Below are 14,035 nucleotides of genomic sequence, written 5' to 3' on the forward strand. Positions count from 1 at the left end.
TTCTCCCAGGATTTGAGCCAAACATGAAAATTGGAATCCTCACCAGCGGTGGCGACTGCCCCGGATTGAACGCGGTTATCCGCGGTGCTGTACTGAAGGGCATCGCCATCCATGGCCACGAGTTCGTCGGATTCCTCGACGGCTGGCGCGGCGTGGTGGAGGGTGACATCATCGACATCCCCCGCACCATGGTCCGCGGCATCGCCAAGCAGGGCGGCACCATCCTTGGCACCTCACGCACCAATCCGTTCGACAACGGCGGTGGCCCCGAGGTCATCAAAGCCCACATGGACCGCCTGGGCATCGACGCCATCATCGCCATCGGCGGTGAGGGAACCCTGGCCGCCGCCAAGCGGCTCACCGACGCCGGCCTCAAGATCGTCGGTGTTCCCAAGACGGTGGACAACGACCTTGACGCTACCGACTACACGTTCGGTTTCGACACCGCCGTGCAGATAGCCACCGAAGCCATCGACCGGCTCCGCACCACCGGCGAATCCCACCACCGGTGCATGATCGCCGAGGTCATGGGCCGGCACGTGGGCTGGATCGCCCTGCACGCAGGCATGGCAGCAGGCGCCCACGCCATCCTCATCCCGGAGCAGAAGGTCAGCATCGAACAGATCACCGAGTGGGTCAACGAAGCCCACGCCCGCGGCCGCGCACCGCTGGTGGTTGTGGCCGAAGGCTTCGTTCCGGAGCACATGGAAACCCCGCACTCCGAGCGCGGCCTGGACACCTTCGGCCGGCCACGCCTGGGTGGCATCGCCGACCAGCTCGCGCCGGAACTGGAGGCCCGGACCGGCATCGAAACCCGCGCCACCATCCTGGGCCACATCCAGCGCGGCGGCGTGCCCTCAGCCTTCGACCGCGTCCTGGCCACCCGGCTGGGCATGGCCGCCATCGACTCCGTGGTGGAGGGCTACTGGGGCACCATGGTTGCCCTGAAGGGAACGGACATCGAACACGTGGGCTTCCAGGACGCGCTGGGCCAGCTGAAGACCGTCCCGCAGAATCGTTACGACGAAGCCTCTGTCCTGTTCGGCTGAGGTGTCCTCTTCGGCTGAGGTGTCCTGTTCGGCTGGGCCGCCTGCCCGCCCTAGGCTGGGAGCATGACACTCGACCCCGGTTCTGCTGCCATCATCCAGCTTGCGTGGGCCCGCCGCCTGGGGCTCGATGACGACGCTTTCGGAACGGCTTTGGCCTCCGGCGAACGGGTGGTCCGGGCTGATGAATCGGTGCGGACCGTGGAGTTCATCCGCCTGTTTGGCAGTTCGGCCCTGGTGGGCCCGCAATGGGTCATTGACGCCGCGGCGGGCATTCCGGACGAGGAGATGGCGCAGCACGTGACCCTCCTGACCCTGACCCGCTCCCACGGCGGGCATGGCCTGGGCGCCGCGGCCCTGTTCTTTGCCGACGACCTGCCCCTCAGGCAGCCGGCCGGGGAGATGACCGTTTCGCACGGCAATCCTGAGGCCATCGAGCTGGAGGGCAGGTGCCCGCCGGATGACGTCAACGAGGTTGGCCTTTCAGACCTGGAGAACCGCTACACCATCGTCCAAGAGATTGATGGACGGCGGGTTCCCCTGGCCTGTGGCGCCTATGCGGAGTGGGAAGGCCTGCTGGCGCACCTGGGTGTGCTGGTGGACCCGGCATGGCGCCGCCGGGGGCTCGGCTCGCTGGCCGCCTCCATTGCAGCGCAGGAAGCCCTGGCCGCCGGGCTGACCCTGCAGTGGCGGACTGACGTCAGCAACACCGGATCGCTGGCGCTGGCCCGCAAGCTTGGCCTCTCAGCCGGCGGAATCCAGACCAGCGTCCACCTTGGCTGACGCGGGAGCCCCCGTGCCCCAGCCCCGGACCGGCTGGGGTTTGGCGAAGAACAGAGCCACCGCAGCCCCTGCGAGGACCACCGCGGCGGGCAGCAGGATGGACTGGCCCATCGCCGTCGAAAATCCGCTGTGCAGGGCCACCGGCAAGGTGCCGGTGAGCGCCATCCCCTCACCGGCTGCTCCGGCCGGTCCCCCGGCGGGCAGCTCCGCCGCGAGCCGTGCCTGGATCAGGACGGCGATGGCGGCACTGCCCAGGACCGCCCCGAACTGCCGGGTGGTGTTGTAGACGCCGGAGCCGGCACCGGCCTGGCGGGGCGGCAGGTTGCGGGTTGCCGTGGTACTGAGCGGGGCCCAGATGCCGGCGTTGGCAAAGCCCAGGACGGCGCTGGGCAGCAGGAACAGCAGGATGTGCGTGCCGGGCTGCATTAGCAGGGCGTTCCAGGCCAGGGCCACGGCCATCAGGGTCAGGCCGCCTGCGGCAAGGTACTTCGGGTTGACCCTGTCCACGATCTTCCCCACCACCGGTGCCAGGCCGCCCGAAATCAGCGCCATGGGCACCATTAACAGGGCCGACTGCGTGGGCGTCAGGCCGCGGACCATCTGGTAGTAGAAAATCAGCGGCAGGCCGAAAGAGGTCACGGTGAAACCCACCATGGTGATGCCGAGGTTGGCGAGGGAGAAGTTCCGGTCCCGGAACAGCCCCAGCGGCAGCAGCGGCTCGCCCTTGTTCAACCGTTGCCACACCACAAAGGCGGTCAGCACAACCAAGCCCGCGATGATCAGGCCCCACACACTGACGGGCCCGGTGATGGTGCCCCAGTTGTACGTCTCGCCTTCCTGGATGCCGAAGACCAGCAGGAAGAGTCCGAGCGCGCTGAGGACCACGCCAGGGATATCGAACCTGTGCGGGTGGGTGCTGAGGGTGGGAACGTTCCGCAGCGCAAGGATGAACCCGGCGATACCAACAGGCAGGTTGATGAAGAAGATCCACTGCCAGCCCAGCCCGTCCACCAGGACGCCGCCCAGGATGGGCCCGACAAGAGTCGCCAATCCGGCGGTGGCCCCCCAGATGGACATCGCGGCCCCGCGCCGGTCCGGCGGGAAGATCCGGGTGATAACAGCCATGGTCTGGGGTGTCATGATCGCCGCGCCGAGGCCCTGCAGTACCCTGGCTGCGATGAGGGTCTCCACGTTTCCGGAAAGCCCGCACCACAGCGAGGCCAGGGTGAACACCACCAGGCCCAGAAGGTAGAGCTTCTTGGGCCCGAACCGGTCACCGAGCCTACCGGTGATCAGCAGCGGCACCGCGTACGCCAACAGGTAGGCGCTGGTCACCCAGATCACCGAGTTGATGTCCGCGCCAAGGCCCTCCATGATCACCGGATTGGCCACGGACACGATGGTGCTGTCGATCAGGATCATGAAGAATCCGATCACCAGGGACCACAGGGCAGGCCATGGCTTTGCTACGTTTTCCACTCGGTCATCTTTCAGGGTTGCTGGCTGGGCGGACCCGGAACGGCTAGCCCAGGAGATCCAGGATCTCCTGGCGCGCGAACATTTGGGCCGCGGCACGGGCCGAAGGGGAACCGGCGTCGGGATCCGCGCCGGCGTCCAGCAGCGCGCGCGCCACGTCGGGGTAGCCCTTGAAGGCTGCCCCCGCGAGGGGCGTCTGGCCGCGGTCATTGGCGGTGTCCGCTTCGGCGCCGTGCTGCAGGATCAGCCGGACCGCATCCACGTGGCCGTGATAAGCGGCCAGCATCAGCAGGGAGTCTCCCGCGGCGTTGGTCAGGGTGGCGGGTGCGCCGGCCTCGAGGTAGGCGCGCAGCAGGTCCGTGTTTCCTTCGCGTGCGGCCTGGAAGAGCGTGTGCGCCAGGGCGACGGCGTCGTCGTCGGCCCCTGCCGTTGGTGCAGCGTTGTCAGTCATCAGCGTGGCCCCCTGAGGAATCCGGTCTGGCGCCCCACCACCTGGCCGGCGTCGGGGGCGACGATGAGTTCTTGGCTGGCGGGGTAAGGCTCGTCCCCGTCCAGGACCGTCAGTATCTCATCCGGCGCCACGGAACGCTTTATGACTGCAAGGGCTACCGGGCCCATCTCGTAATGCTGGGCCACCGAGGTCACCGACCCCACCTTGCGGTCGCCCACCAGGACCGGGCTCCCGGCCGCGGGCATGGTGTGCTGGGATCCGTCCAGCTGCAGGAACACGAGGCGCCGCGGCGGGTGGCCCAGGTTGTGGACGCGGGCAATGGTTTCCTGGCCTTTGTAGCACCCCTTGGCCAGGTGGACCGCCGTGCGGAGGAGGTCGAGTTCGTGCGGGATGGTCTTGTCGTCGGTTTCGGCGCCGATCCGGGGGCGCCAGGCCGCAACGCGGAGGGCTTCGGCAGCGAGGGTGCCGGCGAGGGGACGGCCGGCGACAGTCTCCTCCAGGGCCGCTGCGGGAACCAGGTATTCGAACCAGGGGCGTTCCAGGCCGGGGTGGCTTTCCTCGGACACAGTCGCGTAGGAGTAGCCGCCGGCGCTCACTTGCGGCCAGGGGTCCTGCCAGGCCAGCAGCCCGGACCATTCGGGGACGGCGTGCGTGCTTCCAACAACCGCCCATTCGGCAGAGACGTCAGCCACCTCCACCCGCAGCATGAACTTCATCCTGTTGAGGAACTCCGCCAGCGGTGCTGCCTCGGCGCCCTCCACGATCAGCCAGGTGGTCTCGCCGTCGTCAATCACCCGGGCATCAAAGTCGATCCGGCCCTGCACGCTGAGGAGCAGCAGCTCGCTTGACTCCCTGGGCTCCAGGCCGGTGACCTGCTGTGAGGAGAGCGTGTTGAGCCAGCTCAGCCGGTCGGGACCGGTAACGGTCACCACGCCGCGGTGGGAGAGGTCGACGACGGCGGTTCCGGCGGCGAGGGCGCGCTGCTCGCGCAGGGGTTCACCGTAGTGGGCGGCCACGCCTGCATCGGCGCCGGCAGCCTCAACGGCGCCAGGGCGCGACAACAGAGGGCTGGGAATAGTCATATGTAGTAGAAGTCCTTGAGGCTCGGCGATATTCCGGATTGTCTGATTTGACCCGGGTTCCCTCAGCCTGCGACTTCCGGTGGGTACCGGCAGGGGGTCAGGAAACCCTCTTGAGGAAGGCCGAGGCGTGGGCTTCCAGGCCCTTGCCGCCCTCTCCGCCTGTTGCGACGTCCCAACGCCACAACAGGTTGCCATCCACCAGCCCGAATATGCGGGTGGCGGCGCTGTAGTCCTTGGAATGGCTGCCCCGCATCACCATGTCTGTGGTCAGCTGGATCTGCGGGCCCTTGATCTGCCCGTAGTACAGCTCGGATATACCGCCGGGGTGGGCGATGGAGACCGAGATGTCGAAGCCGCCCTCGCTGTTACGCAAGGCTTCCACTTCGTCGGCACTCTTCAACGCCGGCACGATGTCTGCCGGCACCAGGCCCGGGCCGCCGTCGGCGTCCAGCTGCTTGCGCTCCAGCGCCCAGAACCCGGTCTCGACGGTGAGCGGCCGAAGCCGCGTGCCGTCGTCGTCGGTCAGCCAGCTTTCCGCGCGGTACTGGAGGTACGGGAGGCCGTTGTGGGTGAAGGAAACGTGCTGCAGGAAATGCTCAGAGTCCTCGTCCCCGCTGCCGAGCCGGCCGCGGCCCTCCCACTCGCCGATGAGCCAGGAGAGGGGAACGAGTTCTGGGGTCAGATCCGTAGGAATCTCAATGGGCACGACAATTACCTCGAGATACAGCTAGCTCCGGAAAAGCGGTCTACTTCTGGCCTTTGAAGAGGCGGTAAACCACGAAGCCGGCGAACCAGGCCATCGACAGGCTGGCGATGCCGAGCAGGACAAGGAAGAAGATTTCAAATGCAAGTACGGACATGGTGCCATCCTAACGCGTTAGTAGATGAGTAGTTTGTCTATGAAGTAGGCCAGGGAACCCACGGCGGAGACGGGCGCCAGCCCCATGCCGAGCGCCGCAGGAAAGTTGAGCGGAGCGCCCCGAAGAGTGGCCATCCGGCGGAAGCTGGCCAGCACGGCACCCACCAGGACGCCGAAAATTGCGGCTGGAAGGACTGCAATATCGGAGAGCACCAGCCCGGCGAGTGGTCCAGCCAGCCCGGCCAGGACCATGCCCAGCGGTGCCACCACGCTGTCAGGCCAGCGGATCACCCCTGTGATCAACGCCACAGCGGCGCTGATGGCCGCTACCAGGAGCATCTCGCGGACACCGTTGAACCTGGCACCGGCAACCCATCCCGAGCCCAGGCAGGACAGCAGGACCCCGACACAGCAGCCAAGCGTTGACTCCAGCCGCTGCGCCTGGCCGGTGCCCCGGATGAGTTGCACCACGAAGACGGCCATCATTCCCAGGGCCATGAATCCGGGCGTCCAGTCGAGGTAACCGGGTGCGGGCACCATGGCTGCGGCTAACGCGGATGCTGCTCCCGGCAGGGCGATGACGGCGGCGAGGGTCTTCTTTGCTGGTATCCGAAGGAAGTGCGGCCAGCCGATTCCCACGGCGGCTGCGATCAGGACGGCGACGGCCACCAAGGCCTCGCGGGACGTATAGACACCGGCAATGATCGCCGCAAGCCCTGCTATTCCCACCACCCCGATGGTCCAGGAGCCAAGGGAACGCACGGGCGCATGCAGATCCGCCGTCATGCGGAACCCGGCCTGTGCTTAATTTCTGCACTCACTGCGCTGCAATCCCATCCTGGCGTCGACCGGAGGCGGAATCCGCCCCTTTGTGGCAGGGCATGACGCCCTGGCTCAATCCTGCCCTATGTGAACGGGATATGTAGCAAAACGTACCGTTTCCGGGCGTGAATCTCTGGCTCCACAAGGGGTGCCGGGTATACTCAAGGTTCAGCTATGCTCCCCGCGGGGATGGCTGGCCGGCAGTTTTCTGGCGGCCCTAAATCCACGCAGGGAGACAGTACCGGCCGGTGGAAATCCGGTTCAGTCGCCCAATGATGCGCGGACGGCCCTTGGAGGAACAATGTCGCACATCCTGTTACTGACGAACAGCACCGGCTCTTCGGTCGACATCCTGCCTGCCTTGGAATTGCTGAACCACCGGGTCCATATCCTCCCCGCCGAGCCCACGGCCCTGCTCGAAACAGATCCCTGCGACATCGTCCTGCTGGATGCGCGGAAGGACCTGGTGGGGGCCCGCTCCCTCACCCAACTCCTTAAGGCCACCGGCCTCAGCGCCCCGTTGGTGCTGATCCTCACCGAAGGCGGCATGGCCGCCGTGTCCTCGGCCTGGGCCGTGGACGATATCGTCCTCGATTCCGCCGGCCCCGCCGAGGTGGAAGCGCGGATCAGGCTGTCCGTCGCGCGTGCCGTGCCCGAACAGGAAGATGCACCCAGCGAAATCCGGGCTGCCGGTGTGGTGATCGACGAAGCCAGCTACACGGCCCGCGTGAACGGCGCCCCGCTGAACCTGACCTTCAAGGAATTCGAGCTCCTGAAATACCTTGCCCAGCATCCCGGCCGGGTTTTCACCCGCCAGCAGCTGCTCACCGAGGTGTGGGGCTACGACTACTACGGCGGCACGCGCACGGTGGATGTCCACGTCCGGCGCCTGCGGGCCAAGCTGGGCGCGGACCACGAGAATCTCATCAGCACGGTCCGCAACGTGGGGTACCGCCTCACGCTGGTCCGGCAGCAGGAAGACGAGCTCACGGAAGCCTGAGTGGCAGGCCGCCATCCCGTATAGCCTTGCTTCATGACTCCTGCGCACCCTGAGAAGTGGCCCGTCCATGTCGTCCGAGGCGGGGTTGACCAGCAACTCCTAAAGGACTGCCGCGACCTGCTGTCCGCGGCAGAAGAATCTGACGGGAATCCTTCCATTTCTGAGCAGACCCTGGTGACCATGCGTGCCGGGGATTCGGCCGCGCACTCGCTGCTGACCCTCGCCCTGTACGCACCCGATGAGGACTCGGATCCCGCCACCGGGCAGGACTTGGCAGGGTTCGCCGTCGTGGTCGAGGAGCCGGACGGCAGCGGAATCCTGGAGATTGCCGTGCACCCGTCGTACCGCAACCAGGGCGTCGCTGACCGCCTGGTGGGGGCACTGGTGGAAACCCGCGGGCTGGACGGGCTTAAGGCCTGGTCCCATGGCAACCACGAGGCCGCCGCCGACCTCGCTGCCCGTTATGGCTACGCGCCGGTGCGTGAATTGTGGAAGATGCGGATGACGACGGCGGGCGCGAACCTTCCCGACGTCGGCCTGCCGGACGGGGTCTCGCTCCGCGCCTTTGTCCCCGGGCAGGATGAGGACGCGTGGCTGGCGGTCAACAAGGCAGCCTTTTGCGGGCATCCGGAGCAGGGCAACCTCACCAGGGCGGACCTCGAGGCACGCATGGCCGAGGACTGGTTCGACCCCGGAGGTTTCCTCCTGGCCGAGGACGCCGGCGGGCGGCTGCTGGGCTTCCACTGGACCAAGGTTCACCCGCAGCACGGCGCGCACCCGGCCATCGGCGAGGTTTACGTGGTGGGCGTGGCACCCGAGGCGCAGGGGATGGGCCTCGGCAAGGCGCTCACGGTCGCGGGGATCCGGCACCTCCAGGATCAGGGCCTGCACGCCGTCATGCTGTACACCGATGCGGAGAACGCCCCCGCCGTCTCCCTGTACCGCCGGCTGGGGTTCACCCGTTGGGACATGGACGTGATGTACGGGCCGGTGGCGGCCGGTTAGTCCAGTCGACTGAGGTATGCCTCGGGCACCCGATATCTGGGGGTTTGAGGCAGCGAATGCTTGTAAGGTTGAAACAGAACCCCGCGGGCCGGAAGCGCCAGCATCAAGCGCCAGCTAAAGGAGATGCCATGAACCCGGAACCTTCCGGAACAGCCACGTCCCAGGATGTGGCAGTACCTGTGCGGGCCCGCTTCGGCTCCTCGGAGGTACCGGCATCGCGGGCCACCCAGGACCGCATCGACATCCCGGAATTCGCGCCGAACCTTCAGCCCGAAGGCGACATCCGCCCCGACCGCTTCCTGGACCGTGAACTGAGCTGGCTCGCCTTCAACTCCCGGGTCCTGGAACTTGCCGAGGACCCCTCGCTGCACCTGCTGGAGCGGGTCAGCTTCCTCTCAATCTTCGCCTCCAACCTGGACGAGTTCTTCATGGTCCGGGTGGCCGGCCTGAAGCGCCGCATCGCCACCGGCCTGGCTGTTCCGTCCCCCGCAGGCCTGAGCCCGGTTGAGGTACTCGAAAGGATCAGCGAGGAAGCCCACCGGCTGCAGCAGCGGCACGCCCAGGTGTACGCGGACCAGATCCGCCCAGCCCTGGCATACGAGCACATCCACCTGATGCACTGGGAGGAACTGGACGACGCCGCCAAGCAGCAGCTCAGCGTCATGTTCGCCGAGAAAGTCTTCCCCATCCTCACTCCCCTGGCGGTGGACCCGGCCCACCCCTTCCCGTATATCTCCGGCCTCTCGCTGAACCTTGCCGTGGTGGTCCGCAACCCGATCAGCGACAAGGAGCTCTTCGCCCGCGTCAAGGTGCCGGACCAGCTGCCGCGCCTGATCTCCATCGACGGGCCCCGTGCCGGCGCCGTTGCAGGCCGGGTGGCCCGCTTCATCGCGCTCGAGGAAGTCATTGCCGTCCACCTGGACAAGCTTTTCCCCGGCATGGAGGTCCTGGAACACCACACCTTCCGCGTCACCCGGAACGAGGACGTGGAGGTGGAGGAGGACGACGCCGAAAACCTCCTGCAGGCGCTCGAAAAGGAACTCCTGCGCCGCCGCTTCGGCCCGCCGGTGCGGCTTGAGGTCACCAATGACATCAACCCCAATATCCGCGCGCTGCTGATCCGCGAACTGGGGGTGGAGGAGTCCGAGGTGTACTCGGTGCCGGCCCCGCTGGACCTCCGCGGACTGTCCGTCATCGCCGGCATCGACCGCGCGGACCTGCACTACCCCAAGCACGTTCCGCACACCTCCCGGTACCTCAACGAGTCCGAGACCTCCAAGGCCGCGAACGTCTTCGCCGCGATGCGGCGACGCGACATCCTGTTGCACCACCCGTACGACTCCTTCTCCACCTCGGTACAGGCGTTCCTGGAGCAGGCCGCAGCGGACCCCAAGGTCCAGGCCATCAAGCAGACCCTGTACCGCACCTCCGGCGATTCCCCCATCGTTGACGCCCTGATCGATGCAGCCGAGGCGGGCAAACAGGTCCTGGCGCTCGTGGAAATCAAGGCCCGCTTCGACGAGCAGGCCAACATTTCATGGGCGCGCAAGCTGGAGCAGGCCGGCGTGCACGTGGTGTACGGGATCGTGGGCCTGAAGACGCACTGCAAACTGTCCCTGGTGGTCCGCCAGGAAGTGGACGGGCTGCGCCGCTACTGCCACATCGGCACCGGCAACTACCACCCGCGTACGGCGCGCTACTACGAGGACCTTGGCCTGCTGACCGCCAACGACCAGGTGGGCGAGGACCTGTCCAAGCTGTTCAACCAGCTCTCCGGCTACGCCCCGAAGTCCACCTTCAAGCGGCTGCTTGTGGCGCCGCGGTCGGTGCGGTCGGGGCTGATCGACCGGATCGAAACGGAGATCCGCAATGCCCGCGCCGGCGTTCCCGGCCGGGTGCAGATCAAGGTGAATTCCATGGTGGACGAAGCCATCATCGATTCCCTCTACCGGGCATCACAGGCGGGCGTGAAGGTGGACGTGGTGGTCCGCGGTATCTGCTCGCTGCGCCCCGGCGTTCCGGGCTTGAGCGAAAACATCACGGTCCGCTCCATCCTGGGCAGGTTCCTGGAGCACTCCCGGGTGTTCGCTTTCGCCAACGGCGGTGAGCCGGTGGTGTACATCGGCTCGGCAGACATGATGCACCGCAACCTGGACCGGCGGGTGGAGGCCCTGGTCCAGCTTGCCAGCGCGGATGACATCAACTACGTCCTTGACCTGCTCCGCCGGTACATGGCGCCGGAAACCGCCAGCTGGCACCTGGATAACCAAGGCGACTGGACCCGGCACCACCTGGCCGAGGACGGAAAGCCGCTTGAGGACGTCCAGTCCTGGCTGCTCGCCTCGCGTCCCCGGCAGCGCAGCCTGACCCGGCGGTAAGGGCAACCATTTTGTCGAGCGATGCACTCGTAGCTGACCAGACAGACCATCCGGGGGAACCAGTAGCAGTCACCGCTGCCGGCGCCCTGCCGTGGCGGGTCACGAATGACAGGCTTGAAGTCCTGCTGATCCACAGGCCACGCTATGACGACTGGTCATGGCCCAAGGGCAAGATCGACGACGGCGAGACCATCCCCGAATGCGCCGTCCGTGAGGTGCGTGAAGAGATTGGACTGGACGCGCCCCTGGGGCTTCCCCTGCCGGCCATTCACTACCACGTCGCGTCGGGCCTGAAAGTGGTGCACTACTGGGCTGTGAAGGTCAACGGGAGCAGGCTCGTTCCTGACGGCAAGGAGGTGGACAGCGTCATGTGGTGCACCCCGGAAAAGGCTGCCACGCTGCTGTCCAACCCCACCGACGCCGTTCCGCTGGAGTACCTGCGCGAAGCCCACGAACGCGGCGAGCTGAACACCTGGCCACTCGTGGTGTTACGGCATGCGAAGGCGAAGCCGCGCTCGTCCTGGACCAAGGCTGAAGGTGAACGGCCGCTGGCTGCCACCGGAACCCGGCAGGCCCAGGCGGTGGGACGGCTGCTGCAGGCATGGAAACCGCCGCGGGTGGTTACCAGTCCCTGGCTCAGGTGCGTGGCCACCGTGGCTCCGTACGCCAAGGCCGCGGGTGCGAAGGTTCGGCTGGCGGAGGCCCTCACCGAACACCGCCACGAGCGCAGCCCAAAGAAGACCGCCGCAGTCATCGAGTCCCTGTTCGACAAGCAGCGGCCAGTGGTGGTCTGCACCCACCGCCCTGCGCTGCCCACTGTCTTCGCCCAGCTGGCAAAACACATGCCGGCCCGTTTGAGCAGTCTGCTGCCCTCCGAGGAGCCATACCTCTCCCCCGGCGAACTCGTGGTCTGCCATGTAGCGCCCGGCGCAAAGAACCGGGTGGTCGCCGTCGAGCAGTTCAAACCCTTCGACGACTGAGGCACCAGGCCCTGTTGACCCGTGCCACTTTGTACCAGATGCTTGATACAAAGCAGCACGAATCTGGGGGATGATGTGCCGGGCACCGACGCGATTGCCGTTTTCAGCAACGTTCCACCCATGGCGGTCTTGTGGCCTTTTCTGCTCGCTGCGGGAGTCTACCTGCTGCTGCGGTGGGGCCTGTGGGAACCGGGTGACCGCTCCTCAGCAGTAACGGCTGCGCGGCATTCCTACTGGGTGGGGATCATCGGCTGGCTGGCGAGTTCCCTGCAGCCGGCGGCCAGCGCCGGCATCCTCCGTCCCTCCCTCCAGGGATCGACAAGCGGAGCAGCGGACATCCTTCCGGCATTGGCCTGGCCCGTTATGGGCTGCCTGGCTGTCCACGCCATCGGCCAGTTCACCTACCCCGGCCACCGGCTTCCGCGGCGCCAGGCAGACCTCGGCATCCGGAAAATCCGCGACTTCCTGCCCCTTGCACTCGCCTGGACGGTCCTGGTGATATTCGTGGTGGCCGCCGCGCAGATCGCCTGGACCGCAACCCTGCCCGGATTCGCCCCACTTCCCTACGAATCCCGGCCCGCCCCCGGTAACCAATACGTCACCTACGGCGGAGACGGGCGCATTCCGGGCGTCGAGCTCGCGATGTACCTGGGCGGGGCTCTCCTCGTCCTGGCCCTCGGGACATTGGCCGTGCTGGCGGTGATCACCCGCCGCCGCAAGCTTGAGACGCTCGCTCCGGAGGATAACGGCATCCTGCGGACGATTGCCATGAACCGCCTCCTTCGTACAGTTGCCACCGTCGCCTCGGGCCTGGCGGCCATTGCCGGCAATCATGCTGCGCGGCCCGATCCGACGGGCGGGACCGGCAGCTGGTTCAACCCCTCCGGCCTGCTGAACCTGGCTGTGTTGCTGGTCATGTGGTGGTGGGCGCCGCCCAAACTCACGGGTGGCCGTCAAGCCTCAAACCGGAACCCGCAGGCCTCTCCCCAACCGGCCACCAGGCTGGCGGTATCGATCGGGCCTGCCATGGGGCTGGCAGTGCTGGTTCCGGTTCTGGCCGCATTGCTAATCCCGGGTGCCATCGCGGGACCCCCCGCAGTGTTCGTTGCACTGGCAGCCGCCGCTGTCCTCGCTGTTGTTGCTGCCGGCGAGGTGCTTCTCCACCGCAACCACGGGAGCGCAGGCGAGCCACGCCGTTGGCCCCGCCAGCCGGTGTCCCCTGCGATGCTCAGCACGGCCATCGCAGCAATAGCTGTACTGGGCGGCATAACTGTTACCGTGGCCTTCCGCCAGGCCGAACTCTCCGTGCCGGCATCGTGGAGCTCGACGGCCTGGAGCAGCATGGCCGTCACGGTGTTCTCCGTGCTCCCGCTGGCCCTGGCCCGGCGTCGCCGCAGCATCCCCCCGGCGATTCCCGGCCTGGACGCCGCCCTCCGCGCGATCACGGTGCACCGGGTGGTCCGCACGCTGGCCGCGTTCTTCACCGTGCAGGCGGGCGTGCTGCTGATGGCCGCTGGCAACAAATTGCAGGTGGCATATCCCTTGCACGCCGGGACGTGGGACGACCTTTGGCAGGCCGCTACCGGCATCGGAGTCCTCCTGGCCGCGGCGGGCGTTGTGATTGCCGTGATTCCGGTACGCAGTATCGCCGCCAAACCTGCCTCCAGTTCTACCCACGCATCCGACCCGGTGCCGTGAGCGCCGGCATCACGGTGGACCTGCGGTCCCCCATACCGCCGTACGAGCAGATCCGGTCGCAGATCAGTTCCTTGGTGGCGGTGGGTGAACTGGCTGCGGGAAGCCGGCTTCCCACCGTCCGAAGCCTTGCCGCCGACCTTGGCATCGCGGCAGGGACCGTGGCGAGGGCCTACAAGGAACTCGAGGCTGCCGGGATTGTCGAATCACGACGGCGGGGCGGCACCGTTGTGACCGGCACCGTTGTGATCGGCACGGTTGTGACCGGCGCTGGGGCGGGCGGCACCGGGGACGCAATCACCGGGCCGGTCCCGGATGAGGTGACTGCCGCCGTCGACCGTTACATCCGCGCTGGGCGGAAAGCCCAACTGGGCGACGAGGTCCTGCTGGACCTTCTCCGCGGCCGGTTGAGGAAGCGCTAATACCGGAAGGGTCCAACCAACCCCGATAGACTTGGG

13 protein-coding genes are annotated in these 14,035 nt (G+C 66.8%); 8 read left to right on the forward strand and 5 right to left on the reverse strand.

The features are described 5' to 3' along the window. Window positions 1–23: 23 nt before the first annotated feature. Window positions 24–1,049, forward strand: a complete 1,026-nt coding sequence (locus AC5RUU_RS01515) for an ATP-dependent 6-phosphofructokinase (protein WP_493973440.1) — start codon at window positions 24–26, stop codon at window positions 1,047–1,049. Window positions 1,050–1,112: 63 nt separating this feature from the next. Beyond that, window positions 1,113–1,829 carry a GNAT family N-acetyltransferase gene (locus AC5RUU_RS01520; protein WP_493973441.1) on the forward strand — a complete coding sequence of 239 codons (717 nt, stop codon included), beginning with the start codon at window positions 1,113–1,115 and terminating at the stop codon, window positions 1,827–1,829. Here AC5RUU_RS01520 and AC5RUU_RS01525 read toward each other — a convergent pair. From AC5RUU_RS01525 to AC5RUU_RS01545, 5 genes are all read right to left on the reverse strand, one after another. Beyond that, entirely contained in the window at window positions 1,791–3,308 is a 1,518-nt protein-coding gene (locus AC5RUU_RS01525) for a DHA2 family efflux MFS transporter permease subunit (RefSeq protein WP_493973442.1), read from the reverse strand. The genes AC5RUU_RS01520 and AC5RUU_RS01525 overlap by 39 nt on opposite strands. Before the next feature lie 43 nt (window positions 3,309–3,351). Continuing rightward, the gene (locus tag AC5RUU_RS01530) at window positions 3,352–3,756 is read right to left on the reverse strand and encodes an ankyrin repeat domain-containing protein (RefSeq protein ID WP_493973443.1); all 405 of its coding nucleotides are present in this window, start codon (window positions 3,754–3,756) and stop codon (window positions 3,352–3,354) included. Then, complete coding sequence (gene ygfZ / locus AC5RUU_RS01535) at window positions 3,756–4,838, reverse strand: CAF17-like 4Fe-4S cluster assembly/insertion protein YgfZ (protein ID WP_493973444.1); 1,083 nt, start codon at window positions 4,836–4,838, stop codon at window positions 3,756–3,758. The genes AC5RUU_RS01530 and ygfZ overlap by 1 nt, the downstream gene beginning before the upstream one ends. A 97-nt stretch (window positions 4,839–4,935) precedes the next feature. Further along, a complete protein-coding gene (locus tag AC5RUU_RS01540) occupies window positions 4,936–5,544 on the reverse strand; it encodes a nitrobindin family protein (protein ID WP_411373939.1) in 609 nt (202 codons plus the stop codon). Window positions 5,545–5,715: 171 nt separating this feature from the next. After that, window positions 5,716–6,483, reverse strand: a complete 768-nt coding sequence (locus AC5RUU_RS01545; RefSeq protein ID WP_493973445.1) for a permease — start codon at window positions 6,481–6,483, stop codon at window positions 5,716–5,718. Window positions 6,484–6,820: 337 nt separating this feature from the next. On the opposite strand from AC5RUU_RS01545, the gene AC5RUU_RS01550 reads away from it, so the two are divergent. The 6 genes from AC5RUU_RS01550 to AC5RUU_RS01575 all read left to right on the forward strand — a co-directional run bounded on the left by AC5RUU_RS01550 (window position 6,821) and on the right by AC5RUU_RS01575 (window position 13,999). Next, the gene (locus AC5RUU_RS01550; RefSeq protein WP_133345752.1) at window positions 6,821–7,519 is read left to right on the forward strand and encodes a winged helix-turn-helix transcriptional regulator; all 699 of its coding nucleotides are present in this window, start codon (window positions 6,821–6,823) and stop codon (window positions 7,517–7,519) included. Between the two features lie 33 nt (window positions 7,520–7,552). Further along, the gene (gene mshD, locus AC5RUU_RS01555) at window positions 7,553–8,524 is read left to right on the forward strand and encodes a mycothiol synthase (protein ID WP_493973446.1); all 972 of its coding nucleotides are present in this window, start codon (window positions 7,553–7,555) and stop codon (window positions 8,522–8,524) included. A 128-nt stretch (window positions 8,525–8,652) separates the two neighbouring features. Continuing rightward, complete coding sequence (locus AC5RUU_RS01560) at window positions 8,653–10,902, forward strand: RNA degradosome polyphosphate kinase (protein WP_493973447.1); 2,250 nt, start codon at window positions 8,653–8,655, stop codon at window positions 10,900–10,902. An 11-nt stretch (window positions 10,903–10,913) separates the two neighbouring features. Continuing rightward, window positions 10,914–11,882, forward strand: a complete 969-nt coding sequence (locus AC5RUU_RS01565) for an NUDIX hydrolase (RefSeq protein WP_493973448.1) — start codon at window positions 10,914–10,916, stop codon at window positions 11,880–11,882. Window positions 11,883–12,002: 120 nt separating this feature from the next. After that, window positions 12,003–13,580: a hypothetical protein gene (locus AC5RUU_RS01570; protein ID WP_493973449.1), complete on the forward strand. Its 1,578-nt coding sequence runs from the start codon at window positions 12,003–12,005 to the stop codon at window positions 13,578–13,580. Further along, on the forward strand, window positions 13,577–13,999 hold the full coding sequence (locus tag AC5RUU_RS01575) for a GntR family transcriptional regulator (protein WP_493973450.1): 423 nt from the start codon (window positions 13,577–13,579) through the stop codon (window positions 13,997–13,999). Before AC5RUU_RS01570 ends, AC5RUU_RS01575 begins: the two co-directional genes overlap by 4 nt. Window positions 14,000–14,035 lie beyond the last annotated feature (36 nt).

The sequence above is a fragment of the Arthrobacter sp. K4-10C genome (assembly GCF_059090085.1).